This window comes from Dictyobacter vulcani (genome assembly GCF_008974265.1).
GTDB lineage: Bacteria > Chloroflexota > Ktedonobacteria > Ktedonobacterales > Ktedonobacteraceae > Dictyobacter > Dictyobacter vulcani.
In genome coordinates, this window is sequence record NZ_BKZW01000001.1 from 1,928,960 (window position 1) to 1,955,152 (window position 26,193).

At 50.5% G+C, this 26,193-nt stretch carries 21 protein-coding genes; 13 read left to right on the top strand and 8 right to left on the bottom strand.

Annotated features, from left to right (window positions below; all coding sequences use genetic code 11):
• Window positions 1–125 precede the first annotated feature (125 nt).
• A complete protein-coding gene (locus KDW_RS08060) occupies window positions 126–1,076 on the top strand; it encodes an alpha/beta fold hydrolase (protein ID WP_151755491.1) in 951 nt (316 codons plus the stop codon).
• Here the strand turns inward: KDW_RS08060 and priA are convergent.
• Window positions 1,073–3,694, bottom strand: coding sequence for a primosomal protein N' (gene priA, locus KDW_RS08065; protein ID WP_151755492.1), 2,622 nt, complete (start codon window positions 3,692–3,694; stop codon window positions 1,073–1,075). The two genes, KDW_RS08060 and priA, sit on opposite strands and share 4 nt — an antisense overlap.
• Window positions 3,695–3,699: 5 nt before the next feature.
• Window positions 3,700–5,898: a DNA mismatch repair endonuclease MutL gene (gene mutL / locus KDW_RS08070; protein ID WP_151755493.1), complete on the bottom strand. Its 2,199-nt coding sequence runs from the start codon at window positions 5,896–5,898 to the stop codon at window positions 3,700–3,702.
• Between the two features lie 252 nt (window positions 5,899–6,150).
• Between mutL and KDW_RS08075 the strand changes: the two genes are divergently transcribed.
• Together KDW_RS08075 and KDW_RS08080 are read left to right on the top strand one after the other, a co-directional pair.
• Complete coding sequence (locus tag KDW_RS08075; protein ID WP_151755494.1) at window positions 6,151–7,521, top strand: dipeptidase; 1,371 nt, start codon at window positions 6,151–6,153, stop codon at window positions 7,519–7,521.
• A gap of 239 nt (window positions 7,522–7,760) precedes the next feature.
• Complete coding sequence (locus KDW_RS08080) at window positions 7,761–8,537, top strand: enoyl-CoA hydratase-related protein (RefSeq protein ID WP_151755495.1); 777 nt, start codon at window positions 7,761–7,763, stop codon at window positions 8,535–8,537.
• A gap of 70 nt (window positions 8,538–8,607) precedes the next feature.
• On the opposite strand, the gene KDW_RS08085 is transcribed toward KDW_RS08080, so the two are convergent.
• Entirely contained in the window at window positions 8,608–9,060 is a 453-nt protein-coding gene (locus KDW_RS08085) for an NUDIX domain-containing protein (protein WP_151755496.1), read from the bottom strand.
• A gap of 115 nt (window positions 9,061–9,175) precedes the next feature.
• Between KDW_RS08085 and KDW_RS08090 the strand changes: the two genes are divergently transcribed.
• The 4 genes from KDW_RS08090 (at window position 9,176) to lepB (ending at window position 14,205) form a co-directional block, all read left to right on the top strand.
• Entirely contained in the window at window positions 9,176–10,444 is a 1,269-nt protein-coding gene (locus tag KDW_RS08090; RefSeq protein ID WP_151755497.1) for a mannosyltransferase family protein, read from the top strand.
• Window positions 10,445–10,804: 360 nt separating this feature from the next.
• On the top strand, window positions 10,805–12,388 hold the full coding sequence (rny, locus tag KDW_RS08095; protein WP_151755498.1) for a ribonuclease Y: 1,584 nt from the start codon (window positions 10,805–10,807) through the stop codon (window positions 12,386–12,388).
• A gap of 194 nt (window positions 12,389–12,582) precedes the next feature.
• Window positions 12,583–13,467 carry a PHP domain-containing protein gene (locus KDW_RS08100; RefSeq protein WP_151755499.1) on the top strand — a complete coding sequence of 295 codons (885 nt, stop codon included), beginning with the start codon at window positions 12,583–12,585 and terminating at the stop codon, window positions 13,465–13,467.
• A gap of 159 nt (window positions 13,468–13,626) precedes the next feature.
• Entirely contained in the window at window positions 13,627–14,205 is a 579-nt protein-coding gene (gene lepB, locus KDW_RS08105) for a signal peptidase I (protein WP_162005049.1), read from the top strand.
• Window positions 14,206–14,278: 73 nt separating this feature from the next.
• Here lepB and KDW_RS08110 read toward each other — a convergent pair whose 3' ends face one another.
• A complete protein-coding gene (locus KDW_RS08110) occupies window positions 14,279–15,886 on the bottom strand; it encodes an acetyl-CoA carboxylase biotin carboxylase subunit (protein WP_233097651.1) in 1,608 nt (535 codons plus the stop codon).
• Window positions 15,887–16,215: 329 nt separating this feature from the next.
• Here KDW_RS08110 and KDW_RS08115 point away from each other — a divergent pair, with 329 nt between their 5' ends.
• Window positions 16,216–18,444, top strand: a complete 2,229-nt coding sequence (locus tag KDW_RS08115; RefSeq protein WP_151755501.1) for a methyl-accepting chemotaxis protein — start codon at window positions 16,216–16,218, stop codon at window positions 18,442–18,444.
• Window positions 18,445–18,489: 45 nt separating this feature from the next.
• Here the strand turns inward: KDW_RS08115 and KDW_RS08120 are convergent, their stop codons facing one another.
• The 4 genes from KDW_RS08120 to KDW_RS08135 form a co-directional block, all read right to left on the bottom strand.
• Window positions 18,490–19,353 (bottom strand): TrmH family RNA methyltransferase, encoded by an 864-nt coding sequence (locus KDW_RS08120; RefSeq protein WP_151755502.1) that lies wholly within the window; start codon window positions 19,351–19,353, stop codon window positions 18,490–18,492.
• A gap of 72 nt (window positions 19,354–19,425) precedes the next feature.
• Entirely contained in the window at window positions 19,426–19,785 is a 360-nt protein-coding gene (gene rplT / locus KDW_RS08125) for a 50S ribosomal protein L20 (protein ID WP_151755503.1), read from the bottom strand.
• Between the two features lie 38 nt (window positions 19,786–19,823).
• Window positions 19,824–20,030, bottom strand: a complete 207-nt coding sequence (gene rpmI, locus KDW_RS08130) for a 50S ribosomal protein L35 (RefSeq protein ID WP_126626642.1) — start codon at window positions 20,028–20,030, stop codon at window positions 19,824–19,826.
• A 490-nt stretch (window positions 20,031–20,520) separates the two neighbouring features.
• Entirely contained in the window at window positions 20,521–22,239 is a 1,719-nt protein-coding gene (locus KDW_RS08135; RefSeq protein WP_151755504.1) for a hypothetical protein, read from the bottom strand.
• A 729-nt stretch (window positions 22,240–22,968) separates the two neighbouring features.
• On the opposite strand from KDW_RS08135, the gene rpsF reads away from it, so the two are divergent.
• The 5 genes from rpsF to KDW_RS08160 all read left to right on the top strand — a co-directional run bounded on the left by rpsF (window position 22,969) and on the right by KDW_RS08160 (window position 26,084).
• Window positions 22,969–23,475 carry a 30S ribosomal protein S6 gene (rpsF, locus tag KDW_RS08140; RefSeq protein ID WP_151755505.1) on the top strand — a complete coding sequence of 169 codons (507 nt, stop codon included), beginning with the start codon at window positions 22,969–22,971 and terminating at the stop codon, window positions 23,473–23,475.
• A gap of 103 nt (window positions 23,476–23,578) precedes the next feature.
• Window positions 23,579–23,977, top strand: a complete 399-nt coding sequence (locus KDW_RS08145) for a single-stranded DNA-binding protein (RefSeq protein ID WP_151755506.1) — start codon at window positions 23,579–23,581, stop codon at window positions 23,975–23,977.
• Between the two features lie 17 nt (window positions 23,978–23,994).
• Window positions 23,995–24,273: a 30S ribosomal protein S18 gene (gene rpsR, locus KDW_RS08150; RefSeq protein WP_126549923.1), complete on the top strand. Its 279-nt coding sequence runs from the start codon at window positions 23,995–23,997 to the stop codon at window positions 24,271–24,273.
• 316 nt (window positions 24,274–24,589) lie between these two features.
• A complete protein-coding gene (locus KDW_RS08155) occupies window positions 24,590–25,045 on the top strand; it encodes a hypothetical protein (RefSeq protein ID WP_151755507.1) in 456 nt (151 codons plus the stop codon).
• Complete coding sequence (locus KDW_RS08160) at window positions 25,020–26,084, top strand: peptidylprolyl isomerase (RefSeq protein WP_162005050.1); 1,065 nt, start codon at window positions 25,020–25,022, stop codon at window positions 26,082–26,084. The genes KDW_RS08155 and KDW_RS08160 overlap by 26 nt, the downstream gene beginning before the upstream one ends.
• The last annotated feature ends 109 nt before the right edge of the window (window positions 26,085–26,193 follow it).

The following is a 26,193-nucleotide window of genomic DNA, read 5'->3' on the forward strand; positions in this document are numbered from 1 at the left end:
TTTTTGTTGATGGGAAAATAACAGTTATCTAGAAATTTTTAGGGAAAGCATACAAAATCTTGAGCTTTGTACTGTAAAGTTAAAGATAACGATATGTTTTCGGGAATTGCAAAAAGGGGATAGCTATGAAAGGGAAATACTGGACTCTGGCCGGGGCGGTGCTTGCGGCCAGCTTTGTCAGTTTTACCACCACGTATCAAAGCTGGCGGCGTAAAGAAATAGTGCGCCTGACAGCCGGCAGTGCTCTGATTACGACGACATCAGGACCGGTTGAGTATAGTTTGAGTGGCATAGGACCAGTGGTGTTAATCGCTCATGGTTCGCCTGGCGGCTATGATATGGGGCAGGCCTTTGCCAGATTGTTTAATAATCCTGATTACACCTATCTGGCAGTTTCGCGTCCCGGCTATCTACGGACGCCGCTGGAGACTGCACCCACACCAGAGGAACAGGCGGACCTGTATGCCGCGTTACTGGATGAGCTCGACATAGAGCAGGTCAGCATCGTGGGTATTTCTGGTGGCGGCCCTTCGGCAATCCAATTTGCGTTACGCCATCCTCAGCGTTGTACCGGCCTGGTCATGATCAGCGGGGTCGCACAACACTATTCAGAGCAAGAGATCTGGCAACAATACTCCAGGCCCAAGCGCGTCTTCAGACATCTGTATAACAAAATTCTGGCCTTTGATCCTTTTATCTACTTTATGCTGCCCTTAGCCAGGCTCCAGCCCGCTGGCGCGGTTGCCGCGGACCTGGTGCGGACCGCGTTACTCTATCCACAACGTAAACGTGGCTATGACAATGATATGCTGCAATTTGAAAAAATTACCCATTATCCTCTGGCCAATATCCAGGCTCCTACCTTTATCGTGCATGGCACCAGCGACGATGAGGTATTGTTTGCAGACGCTGAGTTACTGATCAGCGAGGTACCACATGCGCAGCTCCTGGCGATTCCCCATGCCAGCCATACAGCTTTCTATACCCATGCCAATATTGTCATGCCTGCATTAAAAAACTTTCTCCAGCACGTTACACCCACACAAACAGCCATCCAGACCAATAATCTAAGCTAGAGCGTACTCACAGGATCAATGTCGATCTGCCAGTCGGGTGCCTCTAAGACCCGCAGTAAGCGATGAAGATCAGGACCACGTACAATCATCTGCCAGTGATACTTACCACGTACACGTTCCATTAAGGCTGGTGCAGGACCTACGACATCGGTATCGGACAGTCCCAAACGCTGAATCCATTGCTGTAAACGCTCATATAATAAAAGAGCTTCGTTCTGACTGCGCTGCCGATTCTCATGACTATAAGTAAATTTCACGAAGCGGCGAAAAGGTGGATACTGGTAGCGATAACGTGAAGCAATTTCGACGCCATAGAATTCATGGTAATCATGGTGTGAAGCGGTTTCAACGCAAAAATGCTGCGGATTAAAGGTCTGGATAATCACCTGTCCGGCTTCAGCCCCACGGCCTGCACGACCCGCCACCTGTGTCAACAAAGTAAAGGCGCGCTCAGTCGTAGAATAGTCAGGCAAGCCAAGCGCAATATCCGCCGAGACCACCCCCACCAGCGTCACACCCGGCAAGTCCAGTCCTTTGGCGATCATCTGTGTTCCAATCAGGATATCAGCCTGCCGACTGGCAAAACGATCCAACAACTGTTCATGAGCCCGCCGATTGCGTGCCGTATCTCGATCCCAGCGTAAGACACGCGCCTCTGGAAAAAGCTTTTCAATCGTCTCCTGAATCTTCTCGGTTCCTAAGCCAAAATAGCGAATACCTGAACTCTTACATTGCGGACAAAATTGCAGGACCTTGCTTTGCAAACCACAATAGTGGCACAACAAAATATGCTCGGTTGAGTGATAGGTCATTGGAATATCACACTGCTCACACATCACGGTATGGCCACAATCCCGGCAGAGCACACAGCTCGCAGCCCCACGACGGTTAAGAAAGAGGATTGCCTGCTGCTTTCTCTCCAGTACATTGGTCAGTTCTTCTTTGAGTCGGCGGCTGATGATGCTGGTATTGCCGGCGTGCAGTTCGCTGCGTAGATCCACGACTTCAACCGGGGGTAGTGAGGAATTAATACGGCCGGGCAATTCCACCAGCCGATAATGTTCCTGCTCGGCAAAATAAAACGATTCGACCGCCGGTGTGGCACTTCCCATCACAACTGGTATATTCAAGATATTGCCCAGCATTAACGCCACCTCACGGGCATGATACGTTGGTCGGCGCTCAGACTGTTTATACGCGGGCTCATGCTCCTCATCGATAATAATCAGACCCAGTTCGGGCAAAGGCGCAAAAAGCGCTGAGCGCGAGCCAATCACGACATCTACCTGGCCTGAACGAATGCGCCGCCACTCATCGTAGCGCTCACCCATGCTTAATTCACTATGGATAATCGCCACGCGATCCGGAAAACGGCCCGCGACGCGCAGCACTGCTTGCGTAGTCAGGGCAATCTCAGGCACCAGGATAATGCCCTGTTTACCCTGGGCAATGATGGTCGCCAGCGCTTGCAAATAGACCTCGGTCTTGCCGCTACCAGTGACTCCATGCAGGAGGATCGGGCGAAGATCATACTCACTGCCAACAATACAATCTACTGCATGCTGTTGATCAGGCGTCAATGGCAGTGGCGTTGATGCCTGCATGGCACGCCCCAGTAACGGATCACGGCGTATCTCGGCATCCTCAATCTCCAGGATATGTTCCCGCAAGAGTTGCTGTAATTGCGCCTGCGTCATACCACTGGCTTTGCACAACGCATTCGGCGACCAGTGCGCCTGAGAGTCGGTATTATGAATCAGGAGGTCGACAGCAGCCAGTTGGTGCTGGGCTCGCAGGCTCTCTTTATCGGTTTTACTCAACGTCAGGGTCGCGGTAGCGCTAACCGCTTCAGGAATAGCCCAGGGATTCTCGACAGCTTTCTGGCTCTTTTTACCGCCGCGTCGGGGCTGCATCACATGATCAGGAATCACCGCGACCGGCACCGGGAGGGCGTTATGCTGAGCTACCTGCTCGGTACGCTGACGCCACTCTTCCAGGACCTCACCCTGAGCAACCAGACGCACGACACGTTTCACTCTGGCTCTGGCGCGTGGAGCATCAAGCTGTGCATCCTGTGAAAAAATCTCAAGTTCACGGGCCTCTTTAAGCACCGCTTTAGCACGTTTAGGACCAAGCAACTCTTTCAGCCGCTCAACGTCAATCGTGCCCTCCGCCAGTAAGAGTCCCATTAAGGCACGCAGTTGGAGAGAGCCACCTTGCATAGCAGCTTCCAGCGCTTCTTCATCGTTAGACGCCAGACGCAAAACCGCCCGGGAGCGTTGCATCAGGCCTGGTGGTAGCATCATCTGTGCCACATAAGCCAGGGGAGTCACATAGTAGTCAGCGATCCATTGCGCCAGCGCCATCTGGTAACCCTGTAAAGCTGGATCAGAATCTAAGATCGTATGAATTGGGCGCAACTCCTGCCCGGCTTCCAGCTCGACCCATTCATCCTGGCTGGTCGTCCACACAATCCCTTCAACCAGCCGTTCTCCATAGGGAACCGCTACCAGTTGTCCCACGCGCAGCTCGGCTACCAGCTCATCAGGCACAACATAGGTGAGCATAGAACGCTCACCTAACCAGCTGGCAGCCGATGTTAAAACATCAGCAAGCATATGTCTTAACGCCTCTCAAACGCACGGGCCAGCGCGTTCATCCCAAAATGCACCATAGTCGGCCGGCCATGGCAGCAGCTAAAAGGCGCTTTCGTCTGTTCCAGTTGCTCCAACATTTCGCGCATCTCGCTGACAGTCAAAAAGTAATTGGCCTTGATTGCAGCCTTACAGGCCACATTAGCCAGCGCACGCTCTTCCCAGGTTTCAGTATCACCCAGGCTTTCGGCCGAGGTCACTTCGATCAACAATTCGTGTAGCGAGCGAGCATTCATTTGTTTGACCAGCACACCAGGTACCGCACGCACTTCTAAAGTGCCATCACCATTATCAGCCGCCAGCTTAAAACCAATCTGTTCCAGCTGTGCCAGATGTTCCTCAATGGCCTCCAACTCATTGGGAGCCAGCTCAAGCTGCAGAGGAGTCAACAAAAGCTGTGAGATCGGTGTACGCGTCTTCAGCGAGGCCACCATACGCTCCAGGAGAATGCGCTCATGGGCAGCATGTTGATCAATCAGATACATACCACCTTCACCCTCGGTGACGATATAGCTCTGGGATACCTGGCCCACTACGCGCAACTTTGGAAAATGACGGGCCAGCTTAGGATCCACCACATCAATCCCTGGCTCAACCGCAGCTTCCGTTGAAGGGAGCATCGCAACCTGTTGTGGCTGGGGTACGGCAACCGGAGGAGGGGCTGCCTGCTCAGAAGCCTGAGCGGCCTCTTTACGAGCCGTATTGCGTTGAGACCATAGTTGCTCAATCGGAGACATAGCCTCATGGGGAGCATCAACTTCCGTCGGCTCGGACTCAGTAGCAATCTCAGCTACTGGTTGTTCCTCAGCAGGAACAGACGGGCGTGATGGCTGGTTTTTAAGTACACCTGAACTTGATCGCTTTGACGGCTCTGGCGCCTGCACATGGCTCTGCCAGAGGCGTCCCAATAGCGGTGGTCGCGTACCATTTTCTTCTTCGGTCACAGTTAACCAGGGATTATCTGCAGGAATAGAACGTCCGGCGGTCGCAGGCATGCCAGGTGCGGGCTGCTGACCTCCACCAGAGGTATAGACCTCACCAGTCTCTTCATCTATATCAAGGTTGCCTAACGACTCTACCGCTTCCTGCTCTTGTTTCAGCGTACGAGCAGCGAACGAACGTACCGGAGCACTGGCCTCCTGTTTGGGATCCCACTGTGGCATCTCAGGCTCTTCCAGTAGGGCATTACGGACCCCGCGCAGGATATTCGCGTAGACGCGCCGCTCTTTCAAAAAGCGGATCTCAGTCTTGGCGGGATGTACATTCACATCCAACACAGAAGGATCAATCTGGATATTAATCACCGCAATGGGATGGCGGCCAGTCAACAGTAAGGAATGATATGCCCCCTCTACTGCCGAGGTCAACATGCGACTTAACACCCAGCGCCGATTCACAAAGAAAGAGATATGCTGACGGTTACTTTTATAGGCGGTTGGTCGACTGGTATAACCTGTCACGATGGGATGGGTGGGATCATCTGGCTTCTCTTCTCCTTGTACCGCGACCATCTGTTCCGCGATCTGTAAACCATATACTTCTACCAGCACGCTTTTGAGTTGGCCATCACCAGGCGTGGAGAAAATCTGCCGCCCCTCGCTAAAAACGTTGAAACGGATCTCAGGATACGCCAGGGCATATTGCTCTAAGAGGTGATGGCAGTGGCTTACCTCAGTATTGCGGCTCTTGATAAATTTGAGGCGAGCCGGCACGGCGCTAAATAAATTACGCACCGTAATCATCGTGCCCTCGGGAGATGCCGCGGCAGTCACATCTGAAATGATGCCATTTTGCGCATTGATCTGGGAGCCCTGATCAGAGCCGCGTGGACGACTCACCAGCGCCACCTCGGCTACGGCAGAGATACTGGCCAGCGCTTCACCACGGAAACCCAGCGAAAGGATATGCTCCAGGTCATCTATATTCGCTACTTTACTGGTGGCGTGGCGGGTTAGAGCAAGAGGAAGCTCTTCAGCGGAGATACCACAGCCGTTATCAGTAATGCGAATCAGCTGTAAGCCACCATGGGTCAAATCAACGCGAATCTGGGTCGCGCCAGCATCAATGCTATTTTCAATTAATTCTTTTACAACGGAGGCCGGCCGCTCTACCACTTCTCCCGCAGCAATTTTGGCAGCTACATCGGGTGCGAGTTGTCGTATGGGCATATCTATCTACTCCACAAATCAGGCGGATGGTGTTTTCCTACAAATTTGGATAAGAACGAGTGTTCACATGGCATTATAGCACAGTCGCCATGCCGCAGAACCATTACTTCATACCAAACGGGACTTTTGCATTCCTCCCGAAATCCTCACAACATAAACCTGCTACAGCCGATTGGATAGCGTTCAAACTCTGGACAATCCTTGCCTGCCCTGTTACCATAACGCAAAATGCAGTAGATTGGAAGGAGAGTTATGAGCCAGATAGAAACCTATATCACTGAGCATCAAAGCCAGTTTGTGGAAGATCTTAAAGCCTGGTTGCGTATCCCCAGCATCAGTACATCGCCCGAACACACAGGTGATGTGTTGCGCGCTGCCGAGTATGCAGTTGAACAATTAAAGCGCCTCGGCATTAGCCATGCAGAACTGATTAAAACCCAGGGACATCCTCTCGTCTATGGAGAGTGGCTGGAGGCCGGTGATAAGCCGACATTGTTGATCTATGGTCATTATGACGTTCAGCCAGTTGATCCGATCGAATTATGGGAGAATGCTCCGTTCGAGCCAACGATTCGCAATGGCAATATCTATAGTCGTGGGGCCGCTGACGACAAAGGACAGGTCATGCTGGTCCTGAAAGCACTGGAAACCTTATTCCAGGTCAATGGCACCCTTCCAATCAACGTCAAAATCCTGATTGAAGGCGAAGAAGAAGCCGGTGGCGAGTCAATCGAGAAATATATCAAGACATATCCAGAGCGTCTGGGCTGTGATGCCGCGTTTATCTGCGATACCCATATGCCTTCACCAGAAACACCAGCCCTGATCACGGGCCTGCGGGGCATTATCTATACCGAGGTAACCGTGCATGGTGCCAAACAGGATCTGCACTCCGGCACCTATGGAGGCGTGGCCCCCAATCCATTGCATGCCCTCTCAATCATCATCAGTCGCCTGAAAGATGCTGATGGACATATCCATATTCCCGGTCTCTATGATAAGCTGCGCAAACCCGACCATGAGGAAAAAGAGTTCTGGCACCGCGATCCACTGCACATGAATGAAGCTTATCTGAAAGAGATGGGCGTCAGTCAGCTCTCTGGTGAGTTGGAATATCCACCTTTGGAGCGCGCCAGTGCACGTCCCACGCTTGAGGTGCATGGTATTGTCGGTGGCTTTACTGGTGAGGGAGCAAAGACCGTCATTCCAGCGGTAGCCAAAGCCAAAATTAGCTTGCGCTTACCACCGGATCTAAAATCCAAAGAAGTCTTTACACTATTCGAGCAAGCTGTCAAAGAGGCGACACCGGCGGGTGTGCGTGTTGAAGTCGCTAACCTCCACGGTGGAGAAGGTGTGCTGGTGTCACCGGAATCCCAGGTAATGCGCGCAGCCTCTGAAGCGCTCAGCGAAGTTTACGGTACAGCACCAGTCCACCTGCGTGAAGGTGGTTCGGTTCCAATTGCCGCCCTCTTCGATGAGGTGCTCAACGTACCGGTTCTGCTCATGGGCTTTGGTCTGCCAGATGATAATCTGCATGCACCCAATGAGAAATACTCGCTACAACAATTCTTCAATGGCATTCGTACCGTTACCAGCCTGTTACAGAAAATGGCCTCAAATTAGTAGCAGGGAGATTATCTCCCTCTACTAACCCACCAGCTAACGGGCCGCCTGAAGTAAAGCCTGATACGATGAATTTTCTTGTTTGAGACCAGGTTATTATCAAATAACGGCACATTATTGTAAAGTCCCTGTACCAGCGATAGAGTGATATACTACGCATATACGATAAAAGCTAATCTACTATGCCGCCACAGGTACACAAAAGATAAGCAACCTTAGCTATAAGGAGATTGACCAACATGGCAGAGTACACCTCTATCCTCATTGAACGCAAAGAGCGCGTGGCCATTATCACGTTGAATCGCCCTCGGGAACTGAATGCCCTGAACTTTCAACTGGTCGCTGAACTGGCCTCAGCTCTAGAGGAATTAGATCGCGATGACGCGATTGGCTGTATTGTGCTCACCGGTGCCGGTGAGAAAGCCTTCGCCGCAGGTGCAGATATCAAGGAAATGGCCGACAAAACGCCGATCGAAATGATGATCGGAGGCTTTGAGTCCTGGGAACGCATCCGCAAGATTCACACACCCATGATCGCGGCCATCAACGGCTACGCCCTGGGTGGGGGCTGCGAATTAGCCATGCATTGCGACATTATTATGGCATCCGAGAATGCTCGCTTTGGTCAGCCAGAGATCCAGTTGGGTGTGATTCCTGGTGCTGGCGGTACACAACGGCTGGCGCGCACCCTGGGCAAGTATCGCACCATGGAAATGGTTCTGACGGGAGCGACTATCAGCGCGAAAGAGTTGGAGGGGCTAGGCCTGGTGAACCATGTTGTTCCACAGGCAGAACTGCTCACGGAGACACTCAAACTGGCCAATAAAGTCGCCAGCCAGGCACCTGTGGCAGCGCGATTGGCCAAGGAATCGGTGCTGGCCGCCTTTGATACATCCCTGCAAGAAGGATTAGAGATCGAGCGCAAAAACTTCTTCCTGCTCTTCTCAACTGAAGATATGCGTGAAGGAATGCAAGCCTTTATCGAGAAACGCAAAGCCAATTTCCAGGGAAAATAATACGCGCTATTTTTAGTAGATTGGATCTGGCTCACTTGAATAGTCAGATCCAGTCCACTCGGAACAAGAACTAAGCGACCGTTTCGCCATGGATGGCCGAAGTATAGGCTTCTTGAAGTTTCGGCACCGTCTGATAATTGCTCAGATCTTTTGGATCAATCCAGCGCATATTTACGGCCTCCCAATCGGTTTGAATATGTTCAGGAGCCAGCACAGCGAAAAGAAAAGGATGAACATAAAAATGTCGGCCTAGCTCTTCATCGATATGCTCAACCACGGCTCCACGCCTCAACATACGCACTTGATCGCGCTGCAAACTGGTCTCCTCCCCAATTTCAACCAATGCTTGCTCATCAGGGGTAACATTCTGTTCCACAAAACCACTAATCCCTGCCCAGTGAGCATGATAGCTACCAACGCGCTGACTGCGCTGTACGATAAGTATCTGGCCATTGTCTTGCGACAAAAAGCATGTAACCACATGTGTAGGCCGTAATGGCCCGGAAAAATGTGTTGAGTTCATTTATGCCTCCTTCATTCACAAGGTGACAAAAGCATTTATTTCTTGTATACTTTTACAATCTGTCAATCATGATAGATCCTAAAGGCATGCAATCTACACAGGAGTCAATCCTCGTATGCAAGCACATGAGATAACAACTGAGATAGAAGAGCCCACTGAGGCCAAAAGTCTGCCAGCGCTCTGGTGGTCCGCACTGCAACCATGGCGTAAGGCCGCTTTCGCAGTACTTCCCACTTTCCTGGCAACGCGCTTTCTTCTGCTCGTTTTAACGTATTTTGGGGCTATCCTTTTCAACTCCCAGGGAGCATCGTCATTTGCCTTTACCGCTAATAGCATACTCTATAACTGGTATCATTGGGATGCTCCACGTAACCTGACCATTGCCACACAGGGCTATACTGATCCCAGCTATACCGCGCTTTTTCCTCTGTACCCGGCTATCGTTCATCTATTCAGTGCCCCCCTGCACATGGATATCCTGCTGGCTGCGATGATCATCTCAAACGTAGCCTTCTTTGCCGCTCTAATGGTGCTCTACCTTTTGGCCGAAGGAGAATTCGATGCTGGCACAGCCAGACGTGCAGTACTCTATCTGGCAGTGTTTCCCACGGCCTTGTTTTTTTTCACAGCCTATAATACCTCCCTGTTTCTTTTTTTTACGTTGCTCTGCATCTATCTCTTGCGGCGAGGTTCCTGGTGGCTGGCAGGCCTCATTGGAGCCCTGGCAGCCCTGACAGATCTACCTGGTAGCGTCCTCTTTATTATTTTCCTGTGTGAATTCTGGCGCCAGCAGGGTCCAACATTCCGCCAGCAATGGCAGGAAAAAGGCATAGGGGGTCGTATTGCACAGGTATTGCCTCTGGTGGCCGCGCTATTCATCCCACTCGGGCTTCTGGTCTATAGTCTGGCCCTCAACAAACCCTTTCATGATCCACTCATCTTTCTGCATCCCCAGCCAACCAGCAATAACAGTGTAGCAGGAGGAGTGATCGCAGCCGTACACATACTGAGCAGCGGCTCCTGGTATACCTATGCGGCAACCCATGCTATCTTTGAACTCCTTATTCTGGCAGGAATGCTGATCCTTTTATTCATGGGTTGGAAGGGACGTGAACGGCTCGCAGCAGGACAATGGCCACTACTGGTGTTTGGTGTGCTGGTCATACTCTATGCCATCTTGCTACCGAATCAACCAGGGTTAACGGCCAGTCCATATGATCCATTACCATCGGTCCAGTATGCTGCATTACTCTTCATTCCAGGCCTACTCGTGTTCGCTCGCCTGGGCCGCTATCCATGGCTACATCAAACCTATCTACTCTTTGCCACGCCGTTCCTGGCTTTGCTGGTCTTTCAACTGTTTAAAGTCCTCTGGGCCATGTAAATGCAGATATCATTCAACGCACTCAACCTGTTACAGCTCAGCAGAAAGTAAAAAAGATGGCAGAGTCAATGGCAAACAATAAACGTTTTATGACAAAATAGAGATCAAGGCAGGTTGTCAAAAGCAGGCCGGAGTAAGGCCTGCATGACTCGCCATTTCATAGCTCATCTGCTCGTATGGTATGTTACGGGTAGATATGCCCGTCACATATTTTGTATTTCATCCAAGTTTTCTTCTTGACGTATAGTTAGCACTCTTATATAGTATGCTTGGCACATAGTGCATTTTTGCCTATTGCCCACAGTAAAAAAAACACACAAATTACACTAAATAGTCATTTTCGAGCCTTTATAGGCCTGATTGTCTTTACAACTGGAGGAGGCCGACGTGTTAAATATTATCGTCTGGGCCATCGTCGTTGCAGCTGTTCTCGTGGGAGCCGTTATTGCTCTCTGGGTGGGTTTTTCACTCGGTTCTTCGCGTAATAAAGTTTCTTTTGAAGAAAAGTTGCGCGCACTGAAAGATGCCAGTGAGCAACGTTTGCTCGCTGTTCAGGATCAACAAAGTCTGGCTTTGCGGGAAGCTCGCGATGAAACCGCGAGTATCCGTACGGTTATCGAACGGGAGAACGCAGAGCGGCGTACAGAACTGCAACGGCAGGAAAAACGCATCGTCCAAAAAGAAGAGAATCTTGAGCGCAAGATGGATGCGTTGGAACTGCGTGAACGTAAATTAACTACGAAAGAGCGGGGGCTTGATCAAAACCGCGAGGAATTGGAAGAGCTTAAACGCCAACAAATTCAGGAAATAGAACGTATCGCGAACTTAACTCAGGAACAAGCACAGGAACTGTTACTGTCTCGCGTGGAACAACAGGTTCGCGTAGAAGCTTCACGGCGAGCGCGCCGGATTGAAGAGCAGGCTCGTGAGGAGGCTGAAGCGAAAGCGCGTGAAATTATTACCCTGGCGATTCAACGCTGTGCTTCGGATCAGGTAGCAGAGGCGGTGGTCTCAGTGGTGCCATTGCCCAATGATGAAATGAAGGGACGTATCATTGGACGTGAGGGACGTAATATTCGTGCCCTGGAGGCTGCGACTGGCGTTGATCTCATCATCGATGATACACCCGAAGCTGTGATCCTCTCCGGCTTTGATCCCGTACGCCGTGAAATCGCACGTGTTGCATTGACAAAGTTAATCATGGATGGGCGTATCCATCCTGCTCGTATCGAAGACGTGGTTGCCAAGGCACGCCAGGAAGTTGATCTGATTGTACGTGAGGCTGGTGAGAATGCTGCTCTGGAAGCCAATATCCATGGCCTGCAAACAGACCTGCTCAAAATCCTGGGCCGCTTACGCTTCCGCACCAGTTATGGACAAAATGTGCTCTCACATTCAGTCGAGGTTTCCATACTTGCAGCCACCATCGCCCACGAACTAGGGGCAGATGTGAATGTCTGTAAGACGGCCGCCCTGCTCCATGATATGGGTAAAGCCATCGACCAGGAAGTTGAAGGGCCTCATGCCATCATTGGTGGCGAAATCGCACGTCGCTTTGGGAAATCCCCCAAAATTGTCCACGCGATGGTGGCTCATCACGCCACCGAGACTGAGCCCCAGACGTTAGAGGCTGCCATTGTGCAGGCCGCTGATGCCATCTCAGCCGCTCGACCTGGAGCTCGCCGCGAGACGATTGATCTGTATATCAAACGGCTGGAAGCATTAGAGCATATCGCCAATTCATTTACCGGGGTCGAAAAATCCTTCGCGATCCAGGCTGGCCGTGAGGTACGCATTATCGTTAAACCTGAAGAGATTGATGAATATGCAGCCGTCCGGCTGGCCAGTGATATCTCTCATAAGATTGAGGAAGATCTGGATTATCCAGGTCAGATCAAAGTCTGTGTTGTACGTGAAACGCGTTCCGTTGATTATGCTAGATAGCTTGATTTAACAGCATGATGTAGAGGTACTCTTGCACACTACACACTGGCTACTAGCGCCGCTGATACACTTGAAAGGCAGGCGTATGGTTGTAATCTACAAGATAGACGTTGTAGATTACAACCATACGCTTTTTTGTTTTGTCGCAGAGGCCAAACCTCTGTTGTATGGCTTAAAGGAAATGTAGAAATTCAATGGCAAATATAGTTGATCTCCATACACACTCTACCGCTTCTGATGGTCTCTATAGTCCAACCAAACTGCTGCAACAGGCTCATGAGGTAGGATTAAAAGTACTGGCACTGACGGATCATGATAGTACCCAGGGCATTGAAGAGGCTTCGGCTGCGGCCGGGGAACTTGGTATTGAGTTAATCCCTGGTATCGAGTTGAATACCGACGTTGGCGGAGGTGAAATTCACGTCCTCGGCTATTTTCTGGAATACCAGCGTCCTGAATTTCAGGCGATCCTGAAAGTGTTGCGCGATGCACGCGAACGCCGCGGTGAGCGCATGGTGGAACTGCTCAATGAAGAGGGCATTGCAATCTCCTGGGAGCGTGTACGCGAGTTAGCACAGGGATCGGTGGGACGTCCGCACGTCGCCAAAGCGCTGATGGAAGTGGGCTATGTACAATCTATCGCCGAGGCATTTGATAAATATATTGGCAAGGGCTGCCCGGCTTATGTACCACGCTATAAGCTCTCACCGGAAGACGCAGTGCGCCTGATCAATAGTGCCAATGGGCTGGCCGTGATGGCCCATCCAATCGGACTGCCAGGACTGGATAAGCTCCGGGAATGGTTGCCTGGCTTACAAAAAGCTGGCATGGTGGGATTAGAGACATACTATGGTCCTTATACACATAAAGATGAACAGGCCTTGCTCTCTCTCGCCAAACAGTATAATCTGATTCCAACAGGAGGCACCGATTTCCATGGGCCTGGCATTCATCCCACTGCGCTTGGTGGCCGTTTTGTCCCCATCGAGGCAGTTGAACGTCTGAAGGCTCTGGCCGCTAAACGCCATGGTGTCACGCCACCTTCCTTTGAGCTACCACCCCCAGCGGAAGAACATTAAACTGGTCATGCTGGAAAAGGTTATGCCCCTTTTCCCACATTTATAATAAGAGAGTGTCTGATCCTCATGGCAACCATGATCACTGTGTATGCGTCTCGCGCCACACGGCGCCCCCAGGCTGGCATACATACACAGATATCACCCGTACAGGAGCGGAAGGTGAATCAAAGAGAACACGTGACCAGAGCACACCTATGGCTACGCCATATTCTCGGAACGATTACACTCGTGCTCTTAATGCTGCTAATTATTCGTCTGACAATACAAGATTTCCATATCAATGGACAGAGCATGGAATCAACTCTACATGATCAGGAATTCATTCTCGTTAATAAAGCAGCATACATGTGGCAACCACCGGCACGCGGCGATATCATTGTCTTCCGCTATCCCAAAAATCCTCAGGAAGATTATATCAAGCGCATCATTGCCATTCCCGGCGATACCATCCAGATTACTCCCAAAGCGGTCACCGTCGATGGGGTAGTCCTGCATGAACGCTATGTGAATAAAGATAAGCTCCATTATTATGATCCAACCATCACCAGACGGACCATTCGTAGCGACCAGTATTTTGTGATGGGCGATAATCGTGGTAACAGTTCTGATTCACGGGATTGGGGTACGGTCCCCCGCCAGAATATTATCGGCAAGGCGATTGTGGTTTACTGGCCGTTTGGCGTAAATAATTTTGGCTTGCTGCCAAATATGAGTGATGTCTTCGCGCAGATTCGTTAACAAAATAGATCGCCAGCCGGAGAAAGAGGAAATTGTTCCTGCTATCCAGCTGGCGATCTATAAAAACGAGGATTTAAAGACGTCGCAAACCGTCTCGGCGTGCGACATCACGCCAACGGTTCTCCTCACCTTGCGTCTGATTCTGGGGATGCCGACGAGCCTGCTCATGCTGACGGTGATCATTAGCCAGCAAGCCTGCAACCAGCGCAGCCAGTTGTTCAGGAGACAACTCTGCAGGTGCGGGGCTGGCACCATTATCCTGCTGCTCGTCCGCTTCTGGCGCTACGCTGCGCACATCAGCAACTTTTTGGTGACCATCCCACTCCTCAGCGATAAAGTCCGTTGAGAAATCAGCGGAGTGGAAACGCGGTTGCTCCATCAGCCAACGTGCAAAAGGTAAAGTCGTACGTACACCAACGAGCTGGTATTCATCCAGTGCCCGTTTGAGACGTGCAATCGCCTGTGTCCGATCCTGACCCCACACAATCAGTTTGGCCAGCAAAGGATCGTAGAACAGCGGTACCTGCAAACCTGGATACAGACTACTATCAACCCGTACGCCCGGACCAGATGGCTCCTGTAGGGCCACCACGGTACCAGTAGCGGGTAGGAAGCGGTTATCTGGATCTTCAGCTGAGATACGACATTCAATGGCCGCACCACGTAAGCGAATATCTTCCTGAGAAAAGGAGAGCGGCAAACCAGCTGCTACTCGTAACTGCTCCTGAACCAGATCAATTCCTGTGCACCACTCGGTCACAGGATGCTCAACCTGGATACGGGCATTCACCTCAAGAAAATAAAAATTATGATCCGGACCCAACAAGAACTCGGCGGTACCGGCATTTACATATTCAATCGAGCTCACCAGATTAACTGCTGACTCGGTTATACGGGCCCGCAAAGCCTCATCTACAACCGGAGAGGGAGATTCTTCAATCAGTTTTTGGTGACGACGCTGAATACTACATTCCCGTTCACCCAGGTGTACCACATGACCATACTGATCCGCGATAAACTGCACCTCAATATGTCGGGCAGGTGTGATCGCTTTTTCAACATACACGCGGCCATCGCCAAAGGCATTCTGGGCCTCACTGCGAGCTGTACGCAAAGAGGACAACAGGTCCCGCTCATCGTGTACCAGTCGAATACCTTTACCACCACCGCCGGCAGCGGCCTTCAGCAAAACGGGATAACCCAGGCGTTGAGCGCTGGCCTTAATTTCTTCGTCATCGGCATTATCGATCATCGCGCCCGGGACAATCGGAACACCCGCAGCCTGAGCCGTACGACGGGCCGCCGTTTTCTCTCCCATGGAGCGCTGGGCCTGCGCAGAAGGTCCAACGAAAATCAGACCAGCCTCCTGACAGGCTTCGACAAAATTGGCATTTTCAGCCAGAAATCCATAGCCTGGATGAACTGCCTGGGCTCCTGAGCGCCGGGCAACGTCAATCAAGGTTGGAATATGTAAATAACTCTTAGCAGCAATCGCCGGACCAATATGGTAGGCCTCATCAGCCATACGCACATGGAGTGCATCCCGGTCCGCATCGCTATAAACAGCCACGCTTTGCAAACCCAGATCGCGGCAGGCTCGAATTACACGTAGCGCAATCTCACCCCGATTGGCTACCAGGACCTTTTGGAATGGCCAATCGGCAGTAATAACTTTCTCCAAAAGAAGGCTCCTTCGACTTCCACAGACAAAATACACAAGACATACATTTTCTCGTCACAGTATAGCACGCTCCTCCGGATGAATAAATATACCTCTTGCCTGCTTAGCTGGTCAGGTCTGAAGAAGGTATGACAAATAGATGCACGCATTTTTAGGAATAAAAGGCTAAAGCGGTACGGGATTTTGGTTTTTTAAAAATGACGAGTACACTGAACTTTGACGGCTACTTCACAATGATGGTAACCAATACCATCATCAGGTCAGTTAGCGTTGCTTCGTGCGGATATGTTGAGGTGTTTTTTGGTGTCTGAGGAGGAGCCGAAGTACCAATGCTTAAGTTTATAACCAGAATGCAGATCGCCCGCCGTCTCTTGCTGGCGTTTTTGCTTACCGCGGTTATCCCCGGTATCGTCATTGCTGTGCTTGGTTTTACATTTTTTAGAGCACAAACAGAGCGTAGTCAGGTCATTCGCACTAACATTAGTGCATTCAAGTCTGCGACAACGGCTGGCACCTATTTGCCTGATCTGAATGCCTTGCTTATCACAACCTATTTAGAGCAGTATCAGAGTCATCCGTTGATCGAGAAGAATCAGTTAACCATTGATCAACAACACATTCAAGAAACAACCAGATTGTTTGATACTGAGGCTAAGCACTATCAGAAAAACTATGAATTACTTACCTCACCACGTATGAGGACAACATATAATGTGTTGAAATATAATCATCTAGATCCTACCTTGCCAGATCAACAGCAAAGAGATCTGGACACTGTGCTAAAAAAATCCTGGCCCGCGTACCTGGCGGCCCAGAACCAGGTACTCGACGCAATCAATAAAAAAGAGTCCAGTACGCATGTACACGATCTGGTGACGCAGGCCAATGTTGCCTATCTCCCATTGGAAAATCAATGGGATGAGATCACCAATATCTCGGAAAAGATCAGCATCCGTATGGTTACCACCAATACGACGCAAACAAATCAGATTGTTTTTCTCACGTTGATTGCTTTCTTTGGTACGATTATGCTGGTCACGGCTATTGGCTATATTGCGTACCGTTCAATTACGGTTCCACTCCACCATCTGGCCCTGCTGACACGCCGCATCGCTCGGGGAGATACAGACGCTCGCGCCGCCATTACTACCCGTGATGAAATTTATCTGGTTGCCCTCTCAATGAATGCGATGCTGGACAATATTGTCGATCTCATGCAGCAAGCCCAGAAGCAACGCGATCAACTCCAGGCCCAGATTGAAAAACTGATTGCGGAGGTTAATGGTATTGGTGAAGGCGACCTGCGCGTCCAGGCTGAGGTTGGGGATAATGCGCTGGGCATCCTGGGTGACTCGTTTAATTATATGATCGAAGAACTTGGTAGCCTGGTTGTGCGCGTTAAAATGGTCTCGGGGCGCGTGACAGGCTCCACGACCACCATCCTGAAGTCTATGACTCAGTTGGTGGAAACCGACAGTAACCAGTTGCAACAGATCGCTACGGCCAGTGCTGAAGTTGAACAGATGGCGGCTTCAAGTCGGAAAGTGGCTGAACGTTCACAGGTGCTGTTCGATGTCGCTCGCATCGCCCGCCATGATGCCCAGCTTGGACGTGAAGCGGTTGAGCAGGCACTCGAAGAGATGAGTCGTATCAATGTCAATGTTCAGAGCACCGCCGGGAAGGTTCATAACCTGGGCGAACATTCACGTGAAATCGATGAGATCATTGAGGTTATCTCAAGTATCGCGCATCAGACGAATCGCCTGGCCCTGGATGCAGCCATTCAGGCCGCGATGGCCGGAGAAAATGGCAAAGGCTTTGGAGCTGTAGCAGCCGATATTCGCCGTCTGGCCGAACGAACTAAAGATCAGGCGAATTTGATTACACGTGTCGTCCGTAGCATCCGCGAAGAGATTGGCACGCTCGCTATCTCCATGCAGGATACTGAACAAGAAGCGTCCATGGGCACGAGCCTGACACAGGAAGCCAGTGTGGCGCTGGAATCCATCTTCACAGCCGTTGAACATCAGGCCAAAGAGATTGAGCATATCAATCGCATGGTCGCCCAGCAGCTAAAATCCTCAAGCTCGGTTGTCAAGATCATGCAAAATGTTGCAACCACAACCAAACAAAGTAGTAGCAGTACCCGTGATGCTTCTCAACATGTCGAACGTCTGGCTCAACAAGTGGAACAGTTGCGTTCCTCGGTCGAGGCCTTTAAATTACGTGAGGGGCACATCTATCAAGTTCCCAAAACAAACGTAAATATAGATTGGAATCTCGAAGCTGAAAGTATCTTGACGATCAGTGGCTCCTTCCGCACGGTCAGCGCAACCCTGCGACCAATACAGGATACCAATAGTACTTCAACATCAGGCATCTACTTTGCTCCACCTGAGTCAGCCGACGACTATAGCGCTTATGCCAGATCACAATCACACCACGAGGAAAACGGTCCAGACTGGCAATCTATCCCACAGTCTGAACGATGGCTGCCAGTTCATCAGAAAAATAGTGCAGAGAAAACTCAGGATAGTGGGGTATCTAACAGTCGTTGAACGACCAGCTTGATAAGCTATAACAAGAGCCATTGGGTATAACCCTCAATGGCTCTGTTTTTTTGTGGATGCCTGTACAGCATTCTGTCGGACCGTCTCATATAAGATGATGCCCGTGGCCATGGCCGCATTTAAAGACTCTACCGCGTTAGCCAGAGGAATACTAATCGGCATAGTGGCCAGTGCATGAGCCTCCGCAGAGGGTCCATGGGCCTCATTCCCGATGATGAGAGCAAAGGGCAGCGTTAGATCCTGCTCATAATACATCTGAGTACTGCCTGCCTCCGCCAGCAAGACACGGGGGGTATCTCCACAGTGGCTTGTGATCCGCTCAGCGATAGGCTCCCAATCCACATTGGTCTCTACCAGTAGCGATATATGCGCGCCAGCCGCTGAACGCACAACCTTGGGACTATAATAATCAACACAGTGGGGAGTCAACAAGATACGTTCAACATCGGCCGCCAGGGCAGTGCGTAGAATGGTTCCCATGTTGCCAGGATCAGCAAGGTCGTCCAGGATCAACAGGCAAGGTCGTACACCTGGCTTGCGCCGCTGCTGGAGCAACTCCACATTCAATGCATCAAGGGGAAGCACGCTGACCACACCTTGCGAGGTCTGGGTCTCACCAAGAGCCTCAATTACGCGCTCGCTCACTTCGATCAATTGCGCTTCTTTTAGAGCCGGGATATGTAACAAACGATCAAGCAAGGCCGCGCCTTCAGCTGTACGCCCGAGTAGCTCTGGCTGATAATACACCTCATGGGGCCAGAGACTTGCATTTAACAGCGTCTCTAATAGGTGTGGACCTTCCAATAAGAAGAGGCCGTTCTTTTTGCGCCCACGGGCGGTGTGCAAGGTCTGTAGCTTGCTGATCCGTGGATTCGCGGGGCTGGTAATAAGCGTCATGATGTCCTCAAAAAAACCAGGGGACCCGCCATATCAAAACTGATCGGCGGGTCCCCTACGTAGAAAAATCTTTTACGCTTTGGTAGCCTCTAAGGCTTGATTTACCAGCACAGTGAAGGCAGGCAGATCATTTACGGCCATCTCGGCCAGGATCTTGCGATCAACTTCAATTTCTGCGACATGGATGGCATGCATCAGCTGGCTATAGCTGAGGCCATGCATGCGAGCAGCTGCGTTGATACGAACGATCCACAGGCGGCGCATGTCACGTTTGCGGTTACGGCGGTCGCGGTACATGTATGCCATTGAACGCATAACTGACTCATGCGCGGGGCGGAATACATTACGACGCGTACCACGGTGTCCTTCCGCAAGTTGGAATACTTTTTTATGCTTTTTGTGGGAGGTTACTCCACGTTTTACTCTTGGCATGTTCGGTCCTTATCTTTTTTTAAATTTCGTGTAATAAACTAGAATGCGTAAGGCAGCAAGCGTTTCAGACGGCGGGTATCAGCAGTTGCCAACGGAAACGTCTTGTCCATGGAACGAACAGCCTGAGGTGATTTGTTACGGCGCAAGTGGTTAATAGCAATCTTACGGCGCAAGAATTTGCCACCAGCGGTCACTTTGACGCGCTTGGCCATAGCCTTGTGTGTTTTTAATTTCTGTTTTGGCATAGCTCTTTCTTTCCTTCATAGGCGGGGTAAAATCTATTTTTTCTGTTCTCTACTACAAATCTATCTGTTGAAGCGCAGTGTGAAGCACACAACGGCTACAGGTGAAGGTAATGTAGATGTGATGATTGAACCTTTCAATCGTATCAGCAACTCTATCAAAGGCGAAGAGAAGCCTTTTTCAAGAAAGTCCCCGCATGCGGGATGAATTATAGCATACCCATCCTCAAGAGGCAAGCATGTCTTTATTTTGCCAGGGTTTTCCCGTTCTCTCTTCTGCCGCCTACGGCGGCGGTGAAGTGAGGGAAAAATTGGGGGACACCCCCACCCCGGCAGGAGGACTAGCCGTCCTCCTGCACCTCCTGCTACAGCGTTGGAAAACCCTGTTATTTTGCAGCCTCGCGCCTGTGGCGCTCGCTTCTATTCTATGGTGTGGTGAGGTGACCATGCGGCCACCCCACCACACCATAGATGGGGACATCACAATAAATGATTAGCGCAGCTGGCGATTGGGTCGGGAGGTCCAGGAGCGACTGAACCAGGGAGGACGTTTGAGTTTTTGGGGGCGACTATCTTCCTGGGGAGATCGTTGGTTGTTGCTCCCGCCACGCAGCATTTGCCAGGTGGAGCGGAAGAAGAGTGCCCAACCCCAGAGCAGACATGGAATACCAATGATGGCCAGACCCTGTCCTTCCCAGACATGGGACCATTGCCAGAAGTAGTAGCTGATCAGGGCACCGATCATTAATAAGGTAGCAGCCAGTACTTCTCGCCGATTAGAGGCGCTAATAGCAATAATAAAGGGTAATAGCATATACCAGGGCCAGTAGGTTGGTTGTAATAGAATCCATAAAAAGAAGAGCCAGCCGCTACACTGTAGTACGATTTCAAAGCTATCTACTATCCATAAGGTAATGAAAAGATAAAGGGACATAATGGCGAGTGCTGCGAGTGACCAGTTGCGGGGCTGAACATAATTGAGCCAGTTTCCAGGCAGGTGCACAGGCATACCCATAACCGCAGCATTCAGCGAGTTAATAGTACCGTCTTGCCAGAATACGCCACGCATGCTCAGCAGGATACCAGTAATGCCCCAGCCTTGCCAGTATGGAATATAGGCCAGAACTAACATGAGAGCAGTAATAGCCAGCATCCCAATAATCCAGAGTAGAAACCAGCCGCAGCCCTGCACCCATCCCTGCCGTAACGCAAAAATGAATAAGAGCGGCAGTAGAATCATAGTATAGAGACTGATCAAGGCTGCCAGCAAGGCAAAAACCCAGCCAAGCAGCGTAGCATCACGTTGGAAACTCAGGAATGCTAATAGCATCACAGAAACCAGGAGTATCTCGGGATGCACAAAGGCCACACCAAACAACAAGACCAGGGGATTCCAGGCATAGAGGAGGGTACCGGAGATACGGTAGAGTGGCTTCTGCACTGAGAGTAGTGACCAGATCAATATGATATTGAATAGATGAGCCAGTAAAGCCAGGACACGCCAGGATAATACGATGGCTCCACTATTAGCGTGCGCAAAAAACGCTATCAGAATACTGATATCCATCCAGACCGGTCCGACCGTTCCAACTGTTACTCCCTCCGAAGGTGGCAAGCGATTAATCAGAACCTGGATTGGATCATGTGCCAGTACAGTCGCGTGCGATAGATAAGGATTGAGATGATAGGTCGCGACAGTTCTTCCATACAGTCCAGATTGCAACATGCTCCTGGCCATTTCATCTAAATGGATGGGCGCAAGGACCATGGTTACGCCCATCAGCATGCTCAAGATCAGTATTGTCCAGAAAATGGGGCGCAGGTATATGCCCGCACGCACCACAATCAGGCGACCTGCACGATTACCCGTGCGAACAGCTAACCAGAGAAAAAACAGTGCCAGCCCTAGCAGTAATAATAAAGGATAAAGATGACCATAGAATGGCGCCGGCCAGTTAAATGTCGAGAGATAGGAAAACCAATCCAGACGCGAATAAACGATGGACCTCATAGGGAGCAGCGCTTCCCAGGATTGGCGCAACGGGTCAAGCGGTGTACGACCAGCTAGCCAGGGATAGAGTGCCAGATAACAACTCTCCAGTCCTATTGCTATTATAATGAGCAAAAAAAGGGTGGAGAGTCTCACCCTTAGCTGTTTGCGTACCGCCTCACTGCGGCCGGGATAGATTGCTTGTGTATCAATAGCAGACATAGAGGCTGCTCCTTATTAATAGATAGAATGGATTGGTTATGCTTTTTGTTTTCTCATTGAATGCCATATGTAATGTATTTTTGGGGATGCGACCTTCTGGCACCGATGCCGGAGCCAGCGCTTCTGCGCGGAGAATATACTAGCATTAGTATGAGCTATTGGACATAACCTGTCAATAAAGCAAACGTATAACAGTACGGTATTTCAAAAATTTCTGTCACTGCTAGTGTTTGATATCCATGTGCTCTAGCGTTTCACTCCATAAGTTTTCGCCCCTGCGGTGCGAAAGAGGATTTTATTATGTGGTGGAATTTTCTAAAAAAGTTGCACATGACGTTATTTCGGAAGGGAAGAGAAAAAATTTCCATTTTTCCAACTTTGTAGGGCATAGAGAGAATAGGAAGATAGAGAAGTAAACATCTGTTTCACCTCAACTCTATTGTCAGACATGGAGAACAGTGTTATAATGCGTGGCATTGATGGCTTCCGCAGGCCCATGAGTAGAGAGAATTATCCATATAATGAACTTGCTCGTTCAGCCTGTCAGCGAAAGAGAAGACATCTTTGTTGCCCACGATTATCGGGGGGCGATTTTTTTACGAGGCCGCGCATAGAAACACTAGATACAAAGCGGCATCTAAGTTTAGCATCAACAATGGGTTGATGCTCCACCTGCTCTGGCAGTATTTTATCTGACCAGTAGCACACCCACAGGAAGGAGGTGGCTTCGTGAGTCGAGATTACGAACTTGGCGTAATTTTCAGTCCTGAAGCCAGCGAAGAGCAGACACGTTCCATTACAGAACGTATCGAGCAGATCGTCGCTACTCATAGCGGTCAAATTGTAAAGGTCAATCAGTGGGGTCGCCGTCGTCTGGCATACCCTATCGATCGTCACCGCGATGGATTCTATGTTTTCTTTGACATGGTTCTGACTCCTGAGACCGTGATCGAAATCGAACGTACTCTGAAAGTCTCGGAGATTGTTCTCCGCGAGATGGTCCGCAAACGCGATCCAAAGGCTGTTCAAAGAGAGCGTGAAGAGCGCGAGGCCCGCGCCGCCGCTGCCGCTGCTGCTCCAGAAGCCAGTGAAGAGGCTCCAGAAGCCCCTACAGCTGAAGCTGAAGTTGCAGAAGAGGCTCCCGCAGCAGAGGAAACTCCTGCTGTAACGACTGCCGAGGAGACCGCTGCCGCCGATACAAGCGCAGAGAATAACGAAGAGCAGATCGAAGCTTAGTTACGCTCAGCGTGCTAAGCGCAATGATGAGACGTTTGGGTGCCTTCATCTGTCTCCATACACCGAGTTGGGGTGGTATAACACGTCGAAAGGACTTTGAGTCATGAACAAGATCATTCTTATTGGTAATCTGGGACGCGAGCCTGAAATGAGCTACACAGCCAACGGTGTAGCTGTGACAAAATTCACGCTAGCCGTTACTCGTCGCTTTGGCAAATCTGCCAGTGGTGAACGTGAGACGGATTGGTTTAACATCGTTGCCTGGAACCAGCTGGCAGAGACGTGTAATAACTACCTGAAAAAGGGCCAGAAAGTCTATGTTGAAGGACGTCTGGAGCAGCGCAAATATACCGATAAAGACGGTAATCCCCGCACTGCAATCGATGTAGTCATCAACGACATGGAAATGCTTACGCCGAAGAATCAGCAGCCTGGCGGCTCTGGCTCCGATAGCTATAGCAACCCCGACGACCTTGGAGAATTGGATGATCACCCCTTCTAGATGAAGGAGAAAGACTGATGCAGAGACCATCAGGTCCACGTCGTGAGCGACGCGAGCGTGGCGAGCGCTCATCTCGCCGCAAAATTTGTCAATTTTGCCACGACCACGTACGAGAAATCGACTACAAAGATGCAAGCCGCTTCATGAAGCGATACATTTCCGATCGCGGAAAGATCGAGCCCCGCCGTAAGACGGGCACCTGCGCCAAGCATCAGCGTGGGTTGAGCACTGCAATCAAGCAGGCCCGCTTTATGGCCCTGCTCCCCTACACTGCAGAACATATGCGTGGGATGTAATAACTATTGTTACTTCCTCGCTTGTAGCTGACAGTGGATCTGGAGGAGAAAGTCACAAGCTTTCCCTCCAGGTGCACCAGGGTCCAAACCTACTCGACATGGTATAGCACGGAATGTCAGTTGCCAGTCTAACTGGCGCTACTGATCTACAGAGATACATGAGATCCTTCAACTCCGACTATCTTGAGCGGAGCCAGAAACCTCCACTCCGGCCAATCAAAGGGTAGCGGTCGGAACAAGGCGAACTGTATCGACCGTGCCAGGGAGATGGTTTCCCGGATGGCACAAGCCTGGGGTATCCACGTTGGAGGTTTTGATGAACAATCAAACGGCGCGTCGGACTGAGAAGCAGCAGCCAGCGCGTTCTGCCCAAACCAAAAATTATACCAGACAAACGGCGCACGTCGAGGCTCGTCGTGACGGCCAACCTCTTATTTTTGGCTGGGGAGGCCACCTCACAAGGACACAGAAGACCCAACTACAACGTTTAGGGATCTGGTCTTTTATTGGCCTCATCATCCTACTGGTCATAGCAGTATTTGTTGGTTACTGGATCAACCTTAATGTCATTATTCCTAATCAACCAATTGCCTCGGTCGATGGAAAATCTATCCCCCAATCTGATTATCATAAACTGGTAGCCCTGCAGGGTCAAATATCCGAAAATCAGATCAAAGGAAAAAATGGTCTGCGTGCACAGGCTGATACAGCCCATACACAATCGACCAATCAGCAGAAAACCGTCGATGACGCAAAAAAAAACGGTCGATAATTTAACCAAACAAATTAAAGCCTTGCCTGCCAATTCCAGTCAGCTCCCTGATCTCCAGAAGCAACTGGATGCAGCTAAGACCAAGCAGACCAATGCCGAGAAACAAAAACTGACCGACGACACACAGTATAATAACCTCAACCAGCAAGAAAGTTTGCAGGAAACACTCTTCACGCAATCCCAGATTGGAACCACCAGCGCCCAATGGTTGCAGGAAGATCTGGTTATCAACAAATGGCTAAGCTCACAAAGCACCGCTCTTCAGAATCAGATTAATCCCACAAGCAGTGCTGTGACGAAAGCGTTGAATGACCTGAAAGCCAACTTGCCAAAGGGAAAATCCTACGACAAATTCCTGAGTGACTCAAATGTGAGTGACGGGGATATGCAGACGATGATGACCCTGAAATTGCGCCGCGATAACACCCAGAATTATCTGGCTTCGCAGATCACTTCACCAGCTCGTCAGGTCAATGCACGCGCCATCACTGTTGCAACTGAAAATGATGGCAATGCTATTCTGAAGCAGTTGAAAGCGGGAGGCGACTTCCACAAAATTGCGACCCAGAAAACATTGGACACCAATACCAAGACCAAAGGTGGCGAGCTTGGCTGGCTGGCAGATGGCCAGTATATGCTGGATTATGGCTCCAATATCGGCGCAACCGTCGATAACTGGTTAATGAATCCAGCCCGACAAAACAATGAGTTCAGCCCGGTCTTGAAAGAGAACGGCACTTTCCATGTGCTACAATTTGAAGGTGCAGATTCTAGCCGTGCGATCAGCGCTGACGAACTCAAGAAATTGAAAGATAATGCGCTGAAACATTGGATTGAGAATCAGAAAGTCAAAGGCGTAAAGTTTGGTGATCCCGACTCTACCAAACTGTTCGATGCCTCGATCATGCCCAGCTGGATCCCAGCTTCACCGCCTAACCAGCAAACCCCAGGCGCGCCTGGTGGTGTTCCCGGAGGAGTACCTGGTGGTGTTCCCGGAGGAGCACCTGGTGGTGCTCCCAGCAGTGGCGTACCCGGCTAAGCCGTAAGTATGTATATGTAGGAACGTTTCCTCAAGACGAACGACCGGCAGAGTTGGGCTCGTAACAACTCTGCCCCAGTCATGTAGCGCGACGCAGCAGTATAATGTA

Excerpts from the sequence above, each read along its gene's own strand:
- KDW_RS08060 (WP_151755491.1), top strand. The coding sequence starts at position 126 with ATGAAAGGGAAATACTGGACTCTGGCCGGGGCGGTGCTTGCGGCCAGC.
- priA (WP_151755492.1), bottom strand. The coding sequence starts at position 3,694 with ATGCTTGCTGATGTTTTAACATCGGCTGCCAGCTGGTTAGGTGAGCGT.
- mutL (WP_151755493.1), bottom strand. The coding sequence starts at position 5,898 with ATGCCCATACGACAACTCGCACCCGATGTAGCTGCCAAAATTGCTGCG.
- KDW_RS08075 (WP_151755494.1), top strand. The coding sequence starts at position 6,151 with ATGAGCCAGATAGAAACCTATATCACTGAGCATCAAAGCCAGTTTGTG.
- KDW_RS08080 (WP_151755495.1), top strand. The coding sequence starts at position 7,761 with ATGGCAGAGTACACCTCTATCCTCATTGAACGCAAAGAGCGCGTGGCC.
- KDW_RS08085 (WP_151755496.1), bottom strand. The coding sequence starts at position 9,060 with ATGAACTCAACACATTTTTCCGGGCCATTACGGCCTACACATGTGGTT.
- KDW_RS08090 (WP_151755497.1), top strand. The coding sequence starts at position 9,176 with ATGCAAGCACATGAGATAACAACTGAGATAGAAGAGCCCACTGAGGCC.
- KDW_RS08100 (WP_151755499.1), top strand. The coding sequence starts at position 12,583 with ATGGCAAATATAGTTGATCTCCATACACACTCTACCGCTTCTGATGGT.
- KDW_RS08115 (WP_151755501.1), top strand. The coding sequence starts at position 16,216 with ATGCTTAAGTTTATAACCAGAATGCAGATCGCCCGCCGTCTCTTGCTG.
- KDW_RS08120 (WP_151755502.1), bottom strand. The coding sequence starts at position 19,353 with ATGACGCTTATTACCAGCCCCGCGAATCCACGGATCAGCAAGCTACAG.
- rplT (WP_151755503.1), bottom strand. The coding sequence starts at position 19,785 with ATGCCAAGAGTAAAACGTGGAGTAACCTCCCACAAAAAGCATAAAAAA.
- rpmI (WP_126626642.1), bottom strand. The coding sequence starts at position 20,030 with ATGCCAAAACAGAAATTAAAAACACACAAGGCTATGGCCAAGCGCGTC.
- KDW_RS08135 (WP_151755504.1), bottom strand. The coding sequence starts at position 22,239 with ATGTCTGCTATTGATACACAAGCAATCTATCCCGGCCGCAGTGAGGCG.
- KDW_RS08145 (WP_151755506.1), top strand. The coding sequence starts at position 23,579 with ATGAACAAGATCATTCTTATTGGTAATCTGGGACGCGAGCCTGAAATG.
- rpsR (WP_126549923.1), top strand. The coding sequence starts at position 23,995 with ATGCAGAGACCATCAGGTCCACGTCGTGAGCGACGCGAGCGTGGCGAG.
- KDW_RS08155 (WP_151755507.1), top strand. The coding sequence starts at position 24,590 with ATGAACAATCAAACGGCGCGTCGGACTGAGAAGCAGCAGCCAGCGCGT.
- KDW_RS08160 (WP_162005050.1), top strand. The coding sequence starts at position 25,020 with ATGACGCAAAAAAAAACGGTCGATAATTTAACCAAACAAATTAAAGCC.